Source organism: Brenneria populi, assembly GCF_036016195.1.
GTDB lineage: Bacteria > Pseudomonadota > Gammaproteobacteria > Enterobacterales > Enterobacteriaceae > Brenneria > Brenneria populi.
Genome location: NZ_JAYWTM010000006.1, coordinates 279,028 through 297,804, shown reverse-complemented (window position 1 = coordinate 297,804; position 18,777 = coordinate 279,028). Strand labels below are relative to the sequence as shown.

At 45.9% G+C, this 18,777-nt stretch carries 15 protein-coding genes; 3 read left to right on the top strand and 12 right to left on the bottom strand.

Annotated elements, in window-relative coordinates; all coding sequences use genetic code 11:
- Positions 1 to 432 carry an entry exclusion protein EexS gene (gene eexS, locus VSX58_RS08800; protein WP_063527794.1) on the top strand — a complete coding sequence of 144 codons (432 nt, stop codon included), beginning with the start codon at positions 1 to 3 and terminating at the stop codon, positions 430 to 432.
- Between the two features lie 32 nt (positions 433 to 464).
- On the opposite strand, the gene VSX58_RS08795 is transcribed toward eexS, so the two are convergent.
- Genes VSX58_RS08795 through VSX58_RS08785 form a run of 3 tightly spaced genes read right to left on the bottom strand, consistent with a single transcriptional unit; the run spans position 465 to position 6,373 of the window.
- On the bottom strand, positions 465 to 4,034 hold the full coding sequence (locus VSX58_RS08795) for a conjugal transfer protein TraG N-terminal domain-containing protein (protein ID WP_327617735.1): 3,570 nt from the start codon (positions 4,032 to 4,034) through the stop codon (positions 465 to 467).
- Between the two features lie 3 nt (positions 4,035 to 4,037).
- Positions 4,038 to 5,426 carry a conjugal transfer protein TraH gene (locus tag VSX58_RS08790; protein ID WP_193021844.1) on the bottom strand — a complete coding sequence of 463 codons (1,389 nt, stop codon included), beginning with the start codon at positions 5,424 to 5,426 and terminating at the stop codon, positions 4,038 to 4,040.
- A gap of 2 nt (positions 5,427 to 5,428) precedes the next feature.
- Positions 5,429 to 6,373, bottom strand: a complete 945-nt coding sequence (locus VSX58_RS08785; protein WP_327617734.1) for a thioredoxin family protein — start codon at positions 6,371 to 6,373, stop codon at positions 5,429 to 5,431.
- A gap of 278 nt (positions 6,374 to 6,651) precedes the next feature.
- Between VSX58_RS08785 and VSX58_RS08780 the strand changes: the two genes are divergently transcribed.
- A complete protein-coding gene (locus VSX58_RS08780) occupies positions 6,652 to 8,682 on the top strand; it encodes an ATP-dependent nuclease (RefSeq protein WP_156846310.1) in 2,031 nt (676 codons plus the stop codon).
- Positions 8,679 to 10,721 carry a UvrD-helicase domain-containing protein gene (locus VSX58_RS08775; protein ID WP_156846309.1) on the top strand — a complete coding sequence of 681 codons (2,043 nt, stop codon included), beginning with the start codon at positions 8,679 to 8,681 and terminating at the stop codon, positions 10,719 to 10,721. Before VSX58_RS08780 ends, VSX58_RS08775 begins: the two co-directional genes overlap by 4 nt.
- A gap of 65 nt (positions 10,722 to 10,786) precedes the next feature.
- Here VSX58_RS08775 and VSX58_RS08770 read toward each other — a convergent pair whose 3' ends face one another.
- The 9 genes from VSX58_RS08770 to VSX58_RS08730 all read right to left on the bottom strand — a co-directional run bounded on the left by VSX58_RS08770 (position 10,787) and on the right by VSX58_RS08730 (position 18,675).
- Complete coding sequence (locus VSX58_RS08770; RefSeq protein WP_327617733.1) at positions 10,787 to 11,494, bottom strand: hypothetical protein; 708 nt, start codon at positions 11,492 to 11,494, stop codon at positions 10,787 to 10,789.
- A gap of 89 nt (positions 11,495 to 11,583) precedes the next feature.
- On the bottom strand, positions 11,584 to 12,657 hold the full coding sequence (locus VSX58_RS08765) for a DUF7146 domain-containing protein (protein ID WP_327617732.1): 1,074 nt from the start codon (positions 12,655 to 12,657) through the stop codon (positions 11,584 to 11,586).
- Positions 12,658 to 12,748: 91 nt separating this feature from the next.
- Positions 12,749 to 13,090 (bottom strand): plasmid-related protein, encoded by a 342-nt coding sequence (locus tag VSX58_RS08760; protein ID WP_087504538.1) that lies wholly within the window; start codon positions 13,088 to 13,090, stop codon positions 12,749 to 12,751.
- A complete protein-coding gene (gene radC / locus VSX58_RS08755; protein ID WP_000791199.1) occupies positions 13,090 to 13,587 on the bottom strand; it encodes a RadC family protein in 498 nt (165 codons plus the stop codon). Before radC ends, VSX58_RS08760 begins: the two co-directional genes overlap by 1 nt.
- Positions 13,588 to 13,669: 82 nt before the next feature.
- Positions 13,670 to 15,325 (bottom strand): VWA domain-containing protein, encoded by a 1,656-nt coding sequence (locus VSX58_RS08750; protein WP_327617731.1) that lies wholly within the window; start codon positions 15,323 to 15,325, stop codon positions 13,670 to 13,672.
- 69 nt (positions 15,326 to 15,394) lie between these two features.
- Positions 15,395 to 15,835 carry a hypothetical protein gene (locus VSX58_RS08745; RefSeq protein ID WP_118090121.1) on the bottom strand — a complete coding sequence of 147 codons (441 nt, stop codon included), beginning with the start codon at positions 15,833 to 15,835 and terminating at the stop codon, positions 15,395 to 15,397.
- A 61-nt stretch (positions 15,836 to 15,896) separates the two neighbouring features.
- The gene (locus VSX58_RS08740) at positions 15,897 to 16,850 is read right to left on the bottom strand and encodes a DUF3150 domain-containing protein (RefSeq protein ID WP_000027441.1); all 954 of its coding nucleotides are present in this window, start codon (positions 16,848 to 16,850) and stop codon (positions 15,897 to 15,899) included.
- Between the two features lie 98 nt (positions 16,851 to 16,948).
- A complete protein-coding gene (locus tag VSX58_RS08735) occupies positions 16,949 to 17,716 on the bottom strand; it encodes a hypothetical protein (RefSeq protein WP_327617728.1) in 768 nt (255 codons plus the stop codon).
- A complete protein-coding gene (locus VSX58_RS08730; RefSeq protein ID WP_327617726.1) occupies positions 17,716 to 18,675 on the bottom strand; it encodes an AAA family ATPase in 960 nt (319 codons plus the stop codon). The genes VSX58_RS08735 and VSX58_RS08730 overlap by 1 nt, the downstream gene beginning before the upstream one ends.
- Positions 18,676 to 18,777: the final 102 nt, after the last annotated feature.

Below are 18,777 nucleotides of genomic sequence, written 5' to 3'. Positions count from 1 at the left end.
ATGACAAACTTACTTAAATCTTTACCAGCACGCTGCTGGTTTATATCACTGGGGCTTTTTCTGGCGACTTTGGCAGCGGCTCATTTTTTTCCATCAGAAATATTAACGGCATCTGCCAAGTTAGCGGCTTTGCCATTTCTGTTCTGCACCGTCGTTTTTTTCAGCTACTTGGGATTCAAAGCGACCTGTAATCCCATCGGACTTATAGCCATAATCACTATGCTTGTAGCAATCGCATATTGGCAAGCGAGTTGGACAATTGTTGGTTTGGGACTCTTTTTCTTAGCTATTTGTACTGGAATTAGATTCTTGAGTAGCCAAGTTAAAGATTCGGGTAGAACTTTGAGCATTGAAGAAAAATGGTATTGGTATAAGCTCCATTCGTTTTTTGATGGCTTTTATCCAAGGTATCCCAAAAAGCCAAAAAAATAGCCAGCCAACCACAAGCTGGCTACCTTCTATTTTCAGTTCCTTCCTGATGCCTGGTTATAGGCCCTAATATCGATCAAGTTGTTCTGAGCATAATCTCCCGCAAGCGATGCATTTGAGATCACCGCTATCTGCTTATCCACAAATGCTTTATCTTCTTCGGACACACTGTCAGGAATGTAAGCGCCACTCTCATCCTTTTGACGATACTCATTTAGCATTTGCTCCCTTAGACCTAGCATTTCAGGCGACCAACTCGATGAGTCTTCAGAGTTGAATACGCGCCCCGCCAAACCTTCATTGAAAGCTTGAGCAAACACTTGACTTTGAATCGGGGTCAATCCCATTCTCTGCCCTTCGCTGTATGCTTCCTGTTTAAAATCATCGGCGTACTGTTCTAAGAACTCACCGTATCGATTGTTAACTGCCGCACCGAATGCCCCAGCCAACATGGCTTCAGACTTAGTGCCCCAGTTAACTTCGGAGGCATACTGCGAACTCGATCCACTGTATGCATCATTAAACGCCGTCAAAGGATTTTCCAAAGAGGTTCCGGCATCAACGGCTGCTTTTAACCCATCCCATGTTGATTTGCTGGCCACCGTTGCATTGTGCAAGAAACCTCGTGAGCCAGGTTCTGCAAGGGCTTGCTCCTTGTAACTCTCATAGTCTCCGCCAAAATGATTCAAGGTATGCAATGCTGCATCAGTATGCTTGCCACTGAAATCACCAATAGCACTGGCGCTGTTGAAGAACATTTCAGCACCAGAGACTCCGCTATCATCAGCCATAATGCGAGATCGCCACTGAGAGCCAGCTTCACTGTTTAGTCCAGATTGATAGGTACTTGTGTCAGAAGCTACGGCCTGCTGGGCTTGTTGCTGATGCGCATTCAGCTGTCCATCTACACCAGAAAGATTGGTTTGGTAAGCAGATTGAGCCGAATTGAACTGCGTTTGAACTGTTGCAGCATCCTCATAGCCTCCCAGAACACCGGATTCAACTTGGCTTTGAGTGCCACCAAAAGTAGGTGCCGTTGATGACAAGCCTTCATTAGAGCGTGGCTGAATAGATCGTAAATCGGCTCCGGTAGCCATCGCCATAACAGTCATTGCTGCTTGATAGTCATTGTCTCGTTCAGCGGGCGTAGAGGAGTTGCTATAGGTTAAAGACTCCATAGCTGCGGCCACATACGCCTGATTATCATCAGGTAGCAAGCGCTGATACATTGGAAGGTTTTCACGTAATCGGTTACCTGCTTCAACATGCTGGTTCATATAGCGACCTAAATAATCCATGACTTCAGGATTATCCGCTGCTAATCGAGTTAACGTCGCACCATCCGTGTTCCTTTGTCCTGATAGACTGTAGCTGGCCTGATCAAGCTCACTAAAGCGGTTTGATGCCGTGACAACGTCTTGTGCTGAACTCTGAAGAGACTGATAGTCTTGGTTAGACAAGGACATCTCAACGCCAGAACGTCTTGAATCTGAAAGGTCCTTAACCATTGCATCGCGATACTCAGCACGTCGTGAATCACTTGATGCCAAGCTTTGCATCTCCCCAGTGAGCGTATTTGCGGTCGTTGACCGAGAGCTGCCTTCTGACGACTCAACTTGGCCACTAAAGTTACCACCTAAATCCAAGCCTGCTCGTACCCTTGATAGTTTTGGTACACGAGATGAGTCTGGCTTATCGACTCCTGGCAAGTTGCCCTGTGGAGAATCATTGCCGCCAGTACCAAGAAGCCTTCCAAGAAAACCCTTATCAGCAACTTCTTTCTCACCGGGATTAGTAATAGTTCCATCGCCACCGACCCTTAGGCCTCCCGATAGCACGCCCGATACCAAGCCACGTACAGCGTCTTTTTTATCGTCTCCGAAACCATACCGTGTTTGCAGGTCATCAGTGACCTGATTAACAACGGCGCTAGATGCGGAATTAGAAGAACCGATTTGACGTCCAACTGAAGATAGATTGTCGTAACTTAGCTTTTCACCAAAGGTTCGACTCATGGTATTGCCAACTTGACGACTAAAGGCTTGAGTTGCCTGAGTCATGGATTCTTTTGCAGAGCCGACCATTGAACCCACTGCGTTTCCGACAGAGAAACTGCTTAGTAAGTTTGACGCACCGGTCATTGCAGAACCAGTGAGGGCTGAATTTTGGAACATTGACTGTGATTGCATCACCGGTGCATTTTTCGAGACATCTGGACTTGCCATCTTTTCATCAATGGCATCACCGTTTTGAAGACGTCCAGCCAAGTGGGTAGCGGTTATTGCTGAGCCATACACAAGCATGAGCGAAATCGCCGGAACACTCGACGCCAACATGCCGCCAGTAGCTATCCAGGTTTGCAGCACTGAATCCATCTGCATCATCCCAGCAAAAGATGGCACTTCTGTACCTGCAAATGCATCAAGAGCCGACATTTTCCCTGCAACGGTTAAATGAATATACAGGTTAATGATGGCCATGACAGGCATCCAAAGTTGAATCCAAAGCAGGATTAACAAGTACTTCCCGGCCATTCGCATCCCGATTTGGCCAAGGGCAATCACAAAGGCCATCAATGGGGTGATGGCGTAAATGAAACCCTCAAAAAACGTCATCATCGGACGAACGATGCTTTGGAACAGGGTCTGCTCCGCCGCCCATTGCGTATTGCGCTGCTCAATCGCTTGGTTAACCATAACGGCGGCGGTGAAAGCTTGATCATCCATATATTTGCCCGTCACGCTTTGCTCATAGATAGGCAAAAGCACCGACGCGGTCATGTACTCTTGGGTGTTAACCGAAGCCAAACCAAGGTTATTCAGTGCATTTCGGATCACGTCATCAGTATCCGTTGCTGACGAAGTTCCCAATGAGGCCGACAGAACCTGTTTAAGCCTTGGAATGAAGGTTGATTCTGTCATGAGTTTCAGTTGGCTGTAGGCATCGGTGCAGTCCAGATCGCTACTGCTACCACTGAGCATGATTCGAGTGCCATAAATGCGCGAATCAAACCTAATCGCAGTCATCGGGTTAGGATCACTCAGCACCTGATCGAGGTTCTTTTGGCCAATGTCGATACCAATCAAGGTGCACTCTTTGATGTAGTTAAACCACGATTGCTCGATGTCCGAACCGGCGACACGATTTGCATCACCCAACCCAGAGCGATCCATCACCTGTTTTCTCACTTTAATCAGTGACTGTAAACTGGATGCAAAGCCGTATTCCGTCATGGCGGGAGTTGAGAACGCCGTTTCAAACAATCGCGTGATTTGAAAGCCAACAGTCGAAATCGTACTACCTGCGGCAGCAACACCGATGGGCACATTATCAACCACTCGAACTTGCCCCGTGTACGCATCCTCAATGCTCACTCGGGTACTGGGCCCAAACATGGTTGCAAAGACTAGCCATGAGACTAAAACATGTTGAAAGTTAATCCCACGACCACCTTGCATTAAGGCCTGAACAGAGACCATCAATACCCCAATGAGCAAGCCAATGCGAACCATTGAAGTGAAATCGCCTGTACCAGTGATCATCGCGACAGCGTTCAGGACCTGCTCTAAAAAAGCCGAATCCCCGATGGAATAGATTTCCCACATGACCTATTCCCCCAACGCCGTAGATTTAACGGTGTAATAACGCTGTTTGCGAATGGTCTGAATCACTTGGTTAAAGTGCGCCAGCAATTCTTGCTCTGAGCCGTATCTTCGCTGTAACGCGGCGTATTCCTCATTGATTTGGCGACGTGCACGTTCAAGGTCTTCAGTTAACAACTTCGCATAGGCATGATCTTCTACACCAGAGGTACTTCTAGCTGCATTGAGCATGTCTTCAACCAATGCTCGGGCCATCTCAACAGCAATAAATGGCGCCGCTCGTGAAGCAAACGACCTAGCAGCCCCTTCATTTAATGCAGAAAGTGTTCGAATCATGCCGCCAATGCTCGCAGGAGCCGATGTCATAAAAGCCTTTTCGGTGGTGCTAGCAGCTCCTGTATTTCGAGCAAACTTAAAAATAATGCCGTTACTGGAACCTGTACCAAGAAGTAAATTTTCTACTTGGGTTGATAACCCCGTCAGGGTCACGTTAGTGATTGTCGGACTCAGACAGCCGTCTTGTGTCACTGTGTCACATCGGTACATAGCGACGTTACCGCCGTGAATTAGATGCTCAATAGTCACTTTATTGCCATTCAGTCTGGTCAGTTTCGGGGCTTTACCTTGGCCATCAGCGGCATTAGCTAGATCACCAACAATGATCGAACCAGTCACCGACATAACTGCTTCAAGAAAACGGTCATCCCCCGATGCAAACCAGCTTGATGCCGAATGACGTTTCAGTGCTCGCCAAACCAAATTACCTTTAATCGTTCTGTTTACATCAGATGCCGCGACACTCGAAGCGTTCTCATATGGGTTCTTACCATTGGACTCACTCCAACTGGTAAAAATGTCCCCAGCCCCTTTAAGTGAGCTCAACATGCTGGCTTCTGTTTGCCCCTTTTTACCAAAAGCAGCCAGGGTATCGTTCACGACTCCCTGAGCCATTTGACAGGAGTTACCAAAATACTCGTTCAACTGCTGGATTTTCTTTTGCAGTGTCTCCATGTGCTGTGAGCATTTCTCACACATAGCACTGAGCGCCAATTGGAATGCATACCCCTTGGCGTTTGCAGCAACAGAGCGAAGTAATTGAACAAACTGATCCGCGTTAACAAATGACAAACTTCCCGCGAACATATCAATGCCGCCACAACCGGCTTGGAATGACGGTGGCACCATAGAGACGAGGTTCTCGTTCATGATCCTGTTACGAACAACAACGCTTCCGCCAGATATCACACCACGCCGTTGACTCTCAAATACGCCAGGCGCAGTGGTGTTGGTCATTGAACCAAACAACTGGTTCATCTCCTGTTGCAAGCTTGCTTGGCTCATAGATGAAAAACCAATCGCACAGGCGATTAGCGATACTCGTAATACTTTTTTCATTGTTATAACCCTCCTTGTGCACGCAGATAGCGAACAAGGAACTCAGGGTCCTGTAATATTTTTTCGTTAAGCTCTTGAGCTGACATCGCGAGTGACACGCCGGGCTGAACAGGTCTGGTGGTATAGTAAGTTTGATCGTCAATCCAACCGGCTTGATGGGCTGCGAGAATAATTCGATTATTGAGCTCATCAAGGCTCATTGCGCCTTGCCCAATCGGAGTAATGACGTTAGGCGGGTCAACTAAGAACACGGCAGGGACAGTCGTAACGGACAAGGATTGTGCTTGTCCTGAATCGACTTTGTAATTGGGAAACTCTCCACCGGGTAAAGGCAAGCCATCGACAGCAATAGCAAACACCTCGAACCCATAGTTTAAGGCCATAGATTCGATGATAGGCGCTTGAGCATGGCAATAAGGGCAATCTGAACGATAGAAAAAGAACAATCCAGCCCGTTTTGCTACCTCACCTAAAGCAACATCCCGTTGAGCGCCAGCTTCTCGATCCATCCGATTGGCAGCATAGGTCGCCAAGGGTCTGCGACTGATTTCATCCAAAACAGGATCGCCCATGACCACCTGCTGACTAACATCAGCAAACTGTGAGCCCTTATCCATCATGACGCGCTGGAGATACAGATAGGCTCTGACGTTCTCATTCGTCGGCTCATCAATTGCCTTGTCCATGAACGACTGCATGTGCTCACGAAACCAAGCTGCACTGAAGGGCTTTAGCTCGTCCTGACTGGACTCAACGGAACCAAATTCCTGCTTTAATAGCTCTTTAGGCTTCGCTGGCTCAGGAATGGCCTGATACCAAAACCAGCCTTCTTGACCACGCTGATAGAACGGTCCATCACTGGCATGGGCGGGCAAGATGAATAGAAAGAAGATAATGATTGGGATGGTCATCCATAGGATGAACCAAGGGAACAAGGGGGTTCTCATTGTCAGCTCCAGAAAATTTCATAGAGCTAACATGCTAAAGATCCCCTTAAGAGTGACTGGCCAGATAGATGAAGGAATCGTGTGTGTTTCTGACTACCTCTTGGGCCTTCATAAATCGAATTTCGCCAATGAGTAAAGTTCGAAACCAAGAAGAAAACTGATTGATTTTCTTCTATGAGTGTGAAGCAGACAATTCCACATTTGTCTGATAGTCTGAGATAAAATTAGATTCCGACCCCAAACGGACTTCAAGTAGTTAACAATTAAGGATAAATATAGTGTACCTAGCCGAACTGAGCATTACTAACTTTAGATCATTTGGCCCTGACGGCATTAAGGTTAGATTTCGCGAAGGAGTAACAGCTCTTGTAGGTGAAAATGACTCTGGCAAGACAGCCGTAATTGATGCTCTAAGATTTCTCCTCGGGACAACTGATCAAGAATGGCTTCGATTTAACGATGATGACTTTCACAAGGCAATCAAAGATAACTCAGAATCAAATGAAATTAAAATATTTGGAACATTTAAAAAATTAACACCCAGCGATAAATCAGGATTCGCAGAATACTTAACATACGGGGTTAATTACGAAGATGAACCTATCCTTCACCTTACTCTTACAGCAAAGCGCATGGGAACTAGGGCAGGAAGGCCATATATCGCCACAGACATTCGATCTGGTAAGAATGGAGATGGCCCAAACATTGACAACAATTGCCGTTTATTGCTTGCAGCTACATATCTAAGGCCACTACGTGATGCTGAGCGAGAGCTATCCTCCGGACGTAATTCTAGGCTTTCGATGGTGTTAAATTCACTCAATGGCGCAGAAGTAGGTAAGCTCTTTGACGCCGTAAATGCTGATCTTTCTCTACTTAGCTTCGAGGAAATTAAAAGTCTGGGATTACTAGGATTAGGTGATTTATTCAATAAGCTTATTGAAGTTCACCCTCATATTGAGAATGGAAAGTCAAAAGTAAATAGTCATTTAGAAGAATTGCAACTTCATGGGGATTCACTAAAAAGCTCGATTTCTGTTAGTCAGAATGGCTCTGATTCCCAAAGACTTAGACAACTCTTAGAGAAACTAACTCTCAATGTGGACAACACATCTGGGCGATTGGGACTGGGATCAAACAACATCCTTTTTATTGCATGCGAATTAATCCTTTTAGCTGATGAGCAAGAGCATTTTCCGTTATTGTTAATAGAGGAGCCTGAGGCACATGTTCATGCACAACGTCAACTTAGGCTAGTACAGTATTTGCAAAAAATAGTTGATTCTCAAAATTATAAAGAAAACAAACCACAAATAATAATCACCACACATAGCCCAAACCTAGCATCTGAAATTAATCTTAATAATTTAGTTATTATTCGGTCTGGTAAAGCTTTTTCTACTGCTGATGGTGAGACTGAGCTTGATTCAAATGATTATAAATTCCTCTCGCGTTTTCTAGATGTAACTAAAGCTAATCTATTTTTCGCTCGCGGTGTCATGATTGTAGAGGGGGACGCGGAAAATATTTTGATGCCTACCTTGGCTAGGTGCATTGGTAAAGATTTTACGGAGCATGGTGTTTCTATAATCAATGTCGGAGGAGTTGGACTACGTCGATACGCTAAAATCTTAATGAGAAAAAATCCTGATCAAGATGGAATACAAACTGTTCCTGTCGCTTGTGTCACCGACTTGGACGTTATGCCGAACTGTGGTCCCTATATTACTAAGATCATCAAAGACGATAGTGATTGGCCGACATTAGGGGACGGAGAGGAGAGAAAGTGGCGTGCTAAACGGGATTTTCCAGTGACAAAATTAAATGAACATAAGGAAAAGATTAAATCCAAGGCCCATGGGCAAAATGTTAAGTCATTTGTAGCAGATGAGTGGACGCTAGAGTATGACTTAGCATTTGCAAACGACAACGCTTTGGCTGAAGAAGTCTATATTGCTGCTCAATTGGCAATATGGGATGAGGGTGATAATTACTCTGAAAAAACAGCTGAGGAAAAATTTGAGAAGGCCCAAGCTAAATATACAACCTTAAAGGAAGAAGCTGACAAACTTGCAGCAGATAAGGGCTGGGACAAGAATGAAGTTTTAGCCAGTAAAGTCTATGCAATGTATGTCACAGGCTCTAAAGCTTCAAAGTCCATCGCGGCACAATATTTGTGTGAAATTATCTTGAATAAGAAAAAGTGCGACAAAGATTATGATTTAAGGGCTAAGCTCCCGAGCTACGTTGTTGAGGCAATAGACTACGTTACATCGAATCTTAATAAAGCATCAGGAGGAGATTCGTGAAAGTTGATCTGCCAAAGATAACGGATGATGATATTGCTTGGGTTGTGAGAGTGTTAGGCTTACCCGATGATGCCTTTTCCCCGGAAAAAGATGACGGCGCGAGAGAGCGAATACTTAAATCTATTGGAGAAACATTAGATGTATCGGCTTGCCCCGGCAGTGGTAAAACAACTTTGCTTGTTGCAAAGCTGGCAATACTTGCACGTAACTGGCCTTACCGACGTCAAGGTATGTGTATTTTATCGCATACAAATGTGGCGAAAGAGGAAATTGAAAAGCGTCTAGGAGGAACAGAGGTCGGCCGGTCGCTTCTATCGTACCCACATTACATTGGAACTATACATGGATTTATTAATGAATTTATGGCTCTTCCTTGGTTGAGATCAAAGGGATTACCCATAAAAGTTATTGATTCAGAATTCGCATATAGTTGGCGCTGGAATAGATTAAAATCCTGGACTAGGGAAAACGCTGAAAAAGCTTTGGTGTCTAAAAATGTAATAACGGCTACTAATAGTCAACTCTCTATTGGTCAAGTGTTTTGGGGGAAAGGCGTACTGGGTGTAGATAAGAAACCATATAAGGACATGTCAGACTCTTGTCGAGAATCTATCCAAAAATTTGGTATTCATACGCATGATGAAATGTTTATGTGGGCAAATGATCTTATGGATTGTTCACCTTCTATAAAACAGCATATTCGAGGCCGCTTCCCTCTCGTATTCCTTGATGAAGTTCAAGATAACAGTGAGGCTCAATCATCCATTCTTCACAGAGCATTCATAGAAGGTGATGGCGCTGTTTGCCGTGTACGATTCGGTGATAGTGATCAAGAAATATTCGATCATGCTGGTGAGGTTAGTAGGGCAAAAACTGATAGTTTTCCATCAGATGAAGTTAAGTATGACCTCCCAAATAGCCATCGCTTCGGTCAATCAATAGCAAATTTAGCTTCTCCCTTATCTGTAGGGAAAATGAGATTGTCAGGCCAAGGACCTAAGGTCGGTTTATCAAAAGACGCAGCTCACGCTATATTTCTAATTGATGAAGGTAGCACCGGTGCTGTTTTAAAAGCATACGGGCAGTATCTACTCTCAGTATTTGATGAAGAACAAGAATTGTTGGATCGATTGACTTTTACTGCTGTTGGAGCTGTACACCGAGATAAAGATGGGGCTGAAAAAAATAAACCTCACAATTTATCTCATTACTGCATTCAATACGATCCAGATATCGCAAGCAAAGACCCAAAGCCTAAAACTTTTTTGCAATATGTCAATGCTGGTCATAGGTTGGGAGAAAAGTTTGCCGCCGTAGGGTCTGGAGGTGAATCATTCACTACAGTTGAGCGTATTACTATAGGGATAATTAACTTTGCTAAAGATTTATCAACACAATTCGATCCTAAACCAAGGAAAAGAAATCATCGATTCATTTTGGATTCGCTAAAAGATGACAAAGTGAATTGCGATAAATACCTTAAGCTTATAGGCTATCTCGCTGTTGACCGGAATTTTCCTTCTGAAGCTGATTGGAGCGCCACATGGAAGGATATTGTTATTGATGTAGTAACTTCACTATCCGGAGTAGCTCCACAGAGCGACCACCCCTTTCTGGACTATCAACTACCTGAAGATTCTTCTTCAAATCATATTGGTACTCGGAACAATACATATACTGTAGAGAACGACGGACGGAAAGTGAATATCAAGTTAGGTTCAATTCATTCCGTTAAGGGCGAAACACATACTGCAACTTTGGTGTTGGATACATTCAATAAATCACATCATTTAAAAATGATTTTTCCATGGATAAAATGCAAACCCAAAAATAAAATCTCCGATTCTGATGTCAAGCGATTAAAGCTTCATTACGTGGCTATGACACGGCCATCTCATTTACTTTGCTTAGCAATGAAAAGGAGCCATATCGAAAGTAAGAGTGGAGAAATAAATCAAAAAGAAGTCGATTCATTGAAGAAACAAGGATGGAGTAAAGTGGCTGTTGTCGATAACACTGGTGAGTGTGATTGGTTGTGACGTAATTAATATTCGATTTTAGCACTTAAAGAACACTCGCAAGCAGCTACAGTTAATTCAACAAATCATTTAACCGAGAAAACTGTAACCAAGGTTTTTGTTTGGTCACTTGGAACCAAAACGAAGTGCAATTTACTGCCAATATGTTGCCAGAACTCGGCCTCTTGAGCATATTTTTTTGCTTTTTGAATAGCGACGTTTTCTGGCAACTGAGTTTTAGTTAGCCCCGAACATAGCAGCTTTGAGCACAAAGCCTTCCAAGGATGCTTAGGAGCACCGTCTGAAAGCCGTTCCACAAACCGTTCCAGTGCATGACGAGTCACCACGACAGGTCCAATGTTCGGAACGTTGATGATCTCATCGATTTCTCTCACTGTAGCATTATCGACGCTGTATTCTTCGAAGGAATGTGAGAGCCAATCGTCCCGCTTCTCTACCGAGATCTGTGCTTCCTGGTATCGAGTGAGCAAAAACCTAGTCAGGCTGTAAAGTGAATGCTGGGTTGAGCGTTGTTTCTGTAACTTTTTGATAGCTCCTTTACTGACCCGGATTTGAAGCCCATTACCGCTTCGGTTACCCCCCATCACCTCTTTCACTGACAGTAGGTGATGAATAGCATAAACCTCAGCTGCAATTGGCTTTTGCTGCTCAGGTAGCTTGTCGTATTGCTCACCTAAATCGACCTTTAGCTCACCACCTCTTCGAAGGCCGGTCTTCCAGTAAACCGTAAACTCACCATCAATATGCTTTGTTAACAGGGTTAATACCATCATGTTTGTTTCTCCTATTGGTTATCTATTTTTCATTCTCCATGTTTTTTCAAATATGCAAGGCGCAAAAAAAGGGGCCGAAGCCCCTTGGATCAGATATGAACTTTCGGAAAGCCCATGGCACCGTAAACATTCAGCACATCATTCCAATCCCAACTTTTCACGCCGAGTGACGTTGGTATCGGAGGGATCAAGATTTGTGTCAGAATGCCTTTTTGCCAGGCTTTTTTCTTGAGTTCATTCGCTGCATTCAGGCCGGTCTCAGAGAGATCGTGGTCTGCCCAGATGTACAGCATTTTCACATTACTTGGTGGTTCAAACCTAGCCAGTAGCGTTGCATTCACAACCGACCAACATGTCTGTCCCGTAGCTCTGGTAACCGCTAAAGCTGTTTCGATGCCTTCAGAAACACCTAATACCTCACCAGGCTCACCTATCCGAATGGCACCACCAGTGATTGTTCTGTCACTTGGTATCGGCATCATCTTTTTAGGCTTTTCAACCGGCGCTTTGAATCCATCTTCACTTAGGTAGATCCGATGAAACGTGGCCGAACGCCCTTGCTGAGTAACGATTTTACCTAGCAGCGCTGGGTAGCTATCGATAAACAGGCCATCTTCATCATGGTAAGGCAAGTTTGGATGAAACCTCAGCACCGAATCCCATTCAGGGCGAAGCCGGGTAACAATGCCACGACGATGCAAGTAGTTCCAAACTGGTTGCGCACGAGTATCTGCAAGAGAAAACGTTTCTCCCCAGGTTTGATTCAAGCGATAGATAATCGCTTTGTCCTCTTCCTGCTTTTTAGCCTTCCAATCAACAGCGTTACTCGGTATTGGCCGAGTAGGCGCTTGTATTTGTCCGGATTGAATACCAAGAACCTGGCCGATTGCCTCAATAGACTGAGCAAAGTTCCATCCATTGATCCAAGACAACAGTTCAAAACCATCATGAAAGATACCGCAGGTGTTACAAACGCCACCTCCGGTATATTCAGCATCTTTGAACAGCCTAAAGCCATCACGACCGCCATGAACAGGGCAAGCCACATGACGGCCTTTTCGAGCAATAGCGGCATCAAGTTCTGGCACCAATGCCGCCAATACCTGAAGCCATTGACCATTAAGATATGGCCTCACTGTTTCAATCTGTAAAGGTATCGCCATATAACCTCCTTAAGTAAAAAGCCGACTCCTACCACAGGTGGTAAAAGTCAGCTTGGGTCCTGCATTCAGCCGTTTGGTTAATGCAGGAACGTTAGTCAAGCTGGATACCATGTCGTCTTAATAGCCACATGATGGAATCACGAAGCACATCAGGATCGACAACCGCAGCCATTGCGCAAACACGAAAGCAAAATGGCGCTAATTCGTCATTTTGAATCCACGACAACACATCCTTGCGCAACCGAGTACTGACGCGACCATCCAGCAATACACGGATCGCATCCAATAGAATGCCTTCGCGTAACTGCCAGATTTCCGTGTCAGACCAAGTGACTGGGGCATCATCAAACTCAAATAGAAATTCGAGCTGTGATGATGTGTGTTGATGGGACTGCTTTTGTGATGGAGGAGAATGGGCAATGCGCCCATTCATCAAAGATAACCGCGTTCGGCAAGCGAAACACAGCCCTCGGATGCGACCACAACATGGTCAAGCGTTCGAATATCAACAAGTGACAAGGCGTCACGAAGTCGATGAGTAATGCGTTTATCAGCTTCACTGGGTTCAGGATCACCCGATGGATGGTTATGAACCAGTATCACTGCTGCCGCATTAAGTTCTAGCGCTCGTTTTGTTACTTCCCTTGGATACACGCTCGCCGCATCTAAAGTGCCTTTGAACAGCTCTTCAAATCGAATGACGCGATGCTTTGTATCAAGAAACAGCACACCAAAAACCTCGTGCTCATACTCGTGCATCAGTGTTTGCAGGTATGAGAACGCCGACGATGGCTGTTCAATTTTTCGACCTTTACTCAATCGACCACGAGCAAGCTTGAGCGCCATATCTAATATATCCGCTTCGGTCACCTGCTCAGGAACGATGTAAGTACCGGCTTCTTCGCCAGCTAAGAATTTTTTGTTTTTCATAGGAGTCTCCAAAAAAAACGGAGACGAACCCATGCCCTGAAGGGGACGGAATCGTCCCCGGAGGGTGGTAAAATTGATGTGGTTACTGAATTAACAGTTGTTGTGTTACTTCGAATAACTCACGCTTCAGATCTTTGACGTCGTTAATCACGATGCTTTGAGGAAAGAATTTCTCAACACTGCGTGTTTGAATCCCTATTCCCAGCAGCTCAAAGCCACTTCGTCTGCACCGGTCAACAATGTCATGCGTGGCAGCCCAATCATCTGGGTCACCATCCGTTAGCACTATCATTAGCTTTCGCTTCTGTTTTTGCGCTAACAAACTGTTTGCCGCAAACCACATCGCTTGTGCCATAGGCGTACAACCTCGTGGTTTTTGGTCAAAACAGGCGGCCCGATGTCGAACCGATTGCTTGGGCAATAACGCGATAGAAACTTCCTGATGAATACCAGGAAAATAACTGACCGCAGGTACAACACCAGGTATGCCTTCCAGTGCCATGGCCAAAGCCAAAGCGGCTTCATTAGCAACATGAAAGTACTTTCGATTACCTTCGCCAATGGGCTTACCCATTGAGCCCGATATATCGACAAGCAAGTGCACAGCAGCATTGGGCGCAATGCGAGGCTGCCTTTGAATAAACAATCTCGACTCACCTGCTTGTGAAGCGGCAAGACGATGAGTTGCAACTCGAAGACCGTGCCTTTTGGCATGATTCCGATTGTCCTGACTGGACTGAACCATGCCCCTAAGTCGGGCTCGAATTTGAGCCGACTCAGACGCCGATAAGGTCAAGATGGCCTCATCACCCAACATAGCTTGCTCTGCTTGGGGCAAACTGAGAGGTGTGACGCCCTGATGTCCTTCAGCTTGTTCCGACAACACTTCTGCCACTTGGGCAAAGGTATCGGGTTCAAACTGAGCGGCACTGGCCTCTAAGGCTTGTCGCAAAGTGTCAGCTTGATCAGAGTTATCAGAATCACTCGTTTCAGCAGCATCCCCTGTTGCAGACGAACCTGTTTCCGGGGTTTGACTGTCACTACTGCTATTGCTGTCATTACTCACATCTTGTCCAATGTCATCACCGCCATCAGCATCCGACTCATCCTGTGGTGGACGAGATTCTTCTTCCAACATGGCAACGATGGCATCGACAAGTTTCAGCACTTCACCTGTAGATGCCAGGCTAGGCACTGCTGTCAGCATGGCGCTTAACCGGCTCATCGCTGCGGCAGGAAAGAGTTGTCTCACTCTTTCATCAACAGCTTGATACAAAGGCGTCAGCGCTTTCTGGTCCAGAAAATGGCATCTCAAGCGGAACAACAACCAGGCTTGCAAGTTAGATGCAGGCTCAAGCTGTTCAGGTACACACATTTGCTGTGTGTCCACCATGTACTCAATCACTTGCGAAATACTGCGCCGGGTTCCGGGGTAATCCTTTGCCAATTCGTTTTCAATGCGAACATCCTCAATGATATTGAGAAGTGCCTTACGGATCGGTTTGGACGACGCCTTCTGCACCATGTCAAAATTAGTATGCCGAATATGCGCCGCTTCATGAGCCAGATAACCCCAAGCAATCTGTTGATAGTGTGGGTCGTCTGGGTTTGCTGTTGGGATCACAATCCGCTCACCATCGGTAAACGCATCTTGTCCTTGAATAAGCACCTTCACACCAAACTTTTCACCATAAGCTGCGGCAACGATTGGCAGTGCGTTTTTTAATGGATGATTCATGGGAGTCTCCTAATCATTAGGGGGAATACTCCCTCAGCGGGAGCGTTTCCCCGCTGGGAATGTGGGTGTTTAAACCTGTGCTTTTAGCTTATCCAGGTCGTATTTTTGACCTAACCAAGCCACCAATTGAGCTGGACTCTCGTGCTGCTCAAATGACGTTTTAAGCTGGTCTAAACTCAGGATGTCATCCAATGTCAGACCGTACTGGTCTTGTAACTGAGTTGACACCTCGTGTTGATATTGCAGCCAGGCCCGCTCATAAGCGGTTTGCTGCAATGCCATGTTTGGAACAAATACCATGGCCGTTACCCAAACTCCTTGTGCGTCCGCATCTGCGATCAAAACAGGGTTCTTGGGGATCACGACACTATGTGTTGAGTACGACCGTTGTACTAACGTTCGACAACACGCCACTTCTGGTATCGATTCACTTTCAACCGCATCAGTCACACCACGAAAATGTGCTTCAAACTGGTTCAGTTGGCTGGGGTTATGGATGGTTGATTGCATAATTTCCTCTTACATAGTTCAGAGGACATGCGCCCTTAAGGGCAACATGCCCTCAAGGACGTTAGAAATAAAATGAGTTTGGAACAGTCGAACCAAGGTTTGGTCTGACGGTTGGTTGTGGTATTGCACGTAAGTTATCTGCCTGAGCAGATACCGGCTGTGCGGGTTTAGGTTCAGGTTTGGGCATCAGTTGTCTGATATCCAATTGACCTTCACCGTGCATTCTCATCTTGTCTGGATCAGACAAAATTAAAATGGTCGCCATCAGTTCGTGATAGAGATTGTCTGTCACAGGGCCGGTCTTCGGCAGACGAACAAATAAATTGTCCATCGCTTCGACCATCGGCTGAACTCGATGATCCAGGAATGACAAACCATCCAACTTGTCTCTTAACCGTTTGAGAGGGTTAAGGGCTCGCTGACTGATTTGATTCTTGCCTGCAACGGAACGCTCAAACAGTTCATTGGCATCACGAGCCACCTCCCTAAAGAGGGTGTGTCCCATACCATTGACCTTGTCATCTAAGCCTCCAGCTTGTTCAGCCGGTTGCATTCGATAGATGGCATAATCGAACTGAAGCCGTTGTTCCACGTCTTCGATGGGCGATAATGCACGTCGGATTGCATCTGCAAATTCCGGGTGTTTCGCAACCCAGTCAAACGTCACCTGATCATAGTTGTCCAAGAACAACTGCTTACACTGCGCAAACTCCTGACCGATCCGGTCAAGCTCTGGAACAATCTGATCAATTCGGTCTTCAGGGACGGCATAGCCACCTAAAAACCGCACACCGACTTGCTCACACAAGCGCTGCGCTTCTTTCTTAAGCCTTTCAAAGTTCGCCAATGCCTCTGGGTCGCAAATTTTTTTACTCCCTAAGCTGGCAACATCCTTCGGTGGAAGTTGGCTGCCATTGGCTAATCTGAAATCTTCAGGCCTTAGCTTTTTTCTACCGCTCCAGATGGAACAGTCGATGTGACAAATCAACAGTTTGTCGAGGGTTTGAATACTCATAGTGCATCCTCATGTGAGATGGGGACGCACCACTCCCAACAGGAGCAATGGCCCCCGTTTGGGTGGTAGTAGTTGACGCGCTAATGGCAATACCACTATCAGAAATAGTAATTTTGCGAATCAGGCGACGATTGGTTGAGATCGATTTTCACAGGCATTAAGTCCAGTGCTTCAGCTATCGGGCGAACCCGCTCTAAATCACTGCCTAGCAACCGCAATACATCTTTTTCCAACTTCAGTTGGTCGGATACTTCTATCCCTTCAGGACTCGCTACTGTGAGCGAACACAGTGGTGGTAATTGACGCTTAAAAGCCAGTAACAGCAACAATGGCCACGGGCCATCATCAGTGTTAACAATGCCAGCGCCTTCACCTGACACCATGCTGATTTGATTGGTACTAGGTAATCCGCTTTTGCAAAACCCTAATGACCATTCTCCAATCCTGACTTGGTTATCATCAATAACAGCCAAGCCATAGGCTTCAAGCAGCTTTGCCATATCGAACAACGCTTTTTGCGCCAGCGAGATTTGGCCATTGACGTCCTTGCGAGTACGAAACTCCCAACTGACGTTATTGGCGCACGCGACGCTATCAAGCGCATTTGATAGTTCAAATGGCCGCCCTTGATGATCAATGCCGACTTGTCCAACAAATCGATAACCCTTGTTGATTTTCTCATTGATTCTTCGGTCTGCTTCTGCGTTAGGATCAGTCGAGTCAATCAATCGCTGCTGCGACAATTGACCTGCTTTTCCAAACCGAACTTCAATCTCCTGGTTATCTGATCCAACGTAAATGGCCCATTCTTTGGCTGTCCCATCAGAATGACTGTAACGGTAAAGAGCAAAGCACTTTTCCATCATCAATCCTCCCAATGGTCACCGAAGACATCAGCGGCAATACGGTGAATGGCTTCTCGTTGCTCCAACTCAGCACGAGCCGTCAAAGACCGAACCAGTGCATATTCCACTGCGTTAGGAGCGCCTTTAAAAGCAAGTGTTAACTTTGCCCAGCGCACTAAGGTCCGAGTAGACATGGTGATACTAAGCTCAGCACCGCCATCCGCTCCCCCAATAAAAAGACGACGAATGTCACCAGCCACCTTCACCATTTTTTGGCGAAAGACTTCTGGCAAGCCAGGCGCAACGTTCTCCAGAATGGCTTCCTCTACAGAAGGCTCTGCATAGGTCGCTTCGATGATTCTAAAGCGATCAAGAAAAGCCAAATTCTGTTGGAGCACACCTTGATACAAGCCCGTTTGGTCACCGCTGCCCGTACTGTTGCCGGTTGCGATAAAACGAAACTTGGTATGTGGCATGATGATCTCTCCGCCATTTTGTGCAATGACCAACGGGGCACCTTCCAAAATGTCATTGAGCCCAGCCAGTTCAGCAGGCTCAGCAAGATCCATTTCATTAATGATCAGCAAATGGCCATGCTTGACAGCCAGTGCCAGCGGTCCATATACAAAGGTCATGTTGCCATTAACCAGCGTGTGGTGACCGATAAGATCGGACAACTCCAATCGACCGTGCGCAGTAATTTGCTGAACAGGCCAATTCAATCGAGAAGCAACTTGGCAAATTAGCGAGGTCTTACCGCATCCCGTGGGGCCTGTAATATACAAACCGTCACCGTCTGGGTGAGACAAGAACGCCAATACATCACGTAAGTCTTCTTTTCTAAAAACATACTCGTCCTTGCGAACGGGAATGTTTGGATGGGCAGTGTCGGCACTAAATCCTTCCAGAACGAAAGCATCAGGAGCCGGGACATTAAACGCTTGATTCACTTGAACCAAAAATGGGGATTGTTCAGTCATGGTAAACCTCATCAGTTTTGACGAGGCCCCATGCCCCAACAGGGAATGAAGTCCCCGTCGGGTGGTGTGTTGATTGTGGTATGGCTGTGTATGTAAGAGTTC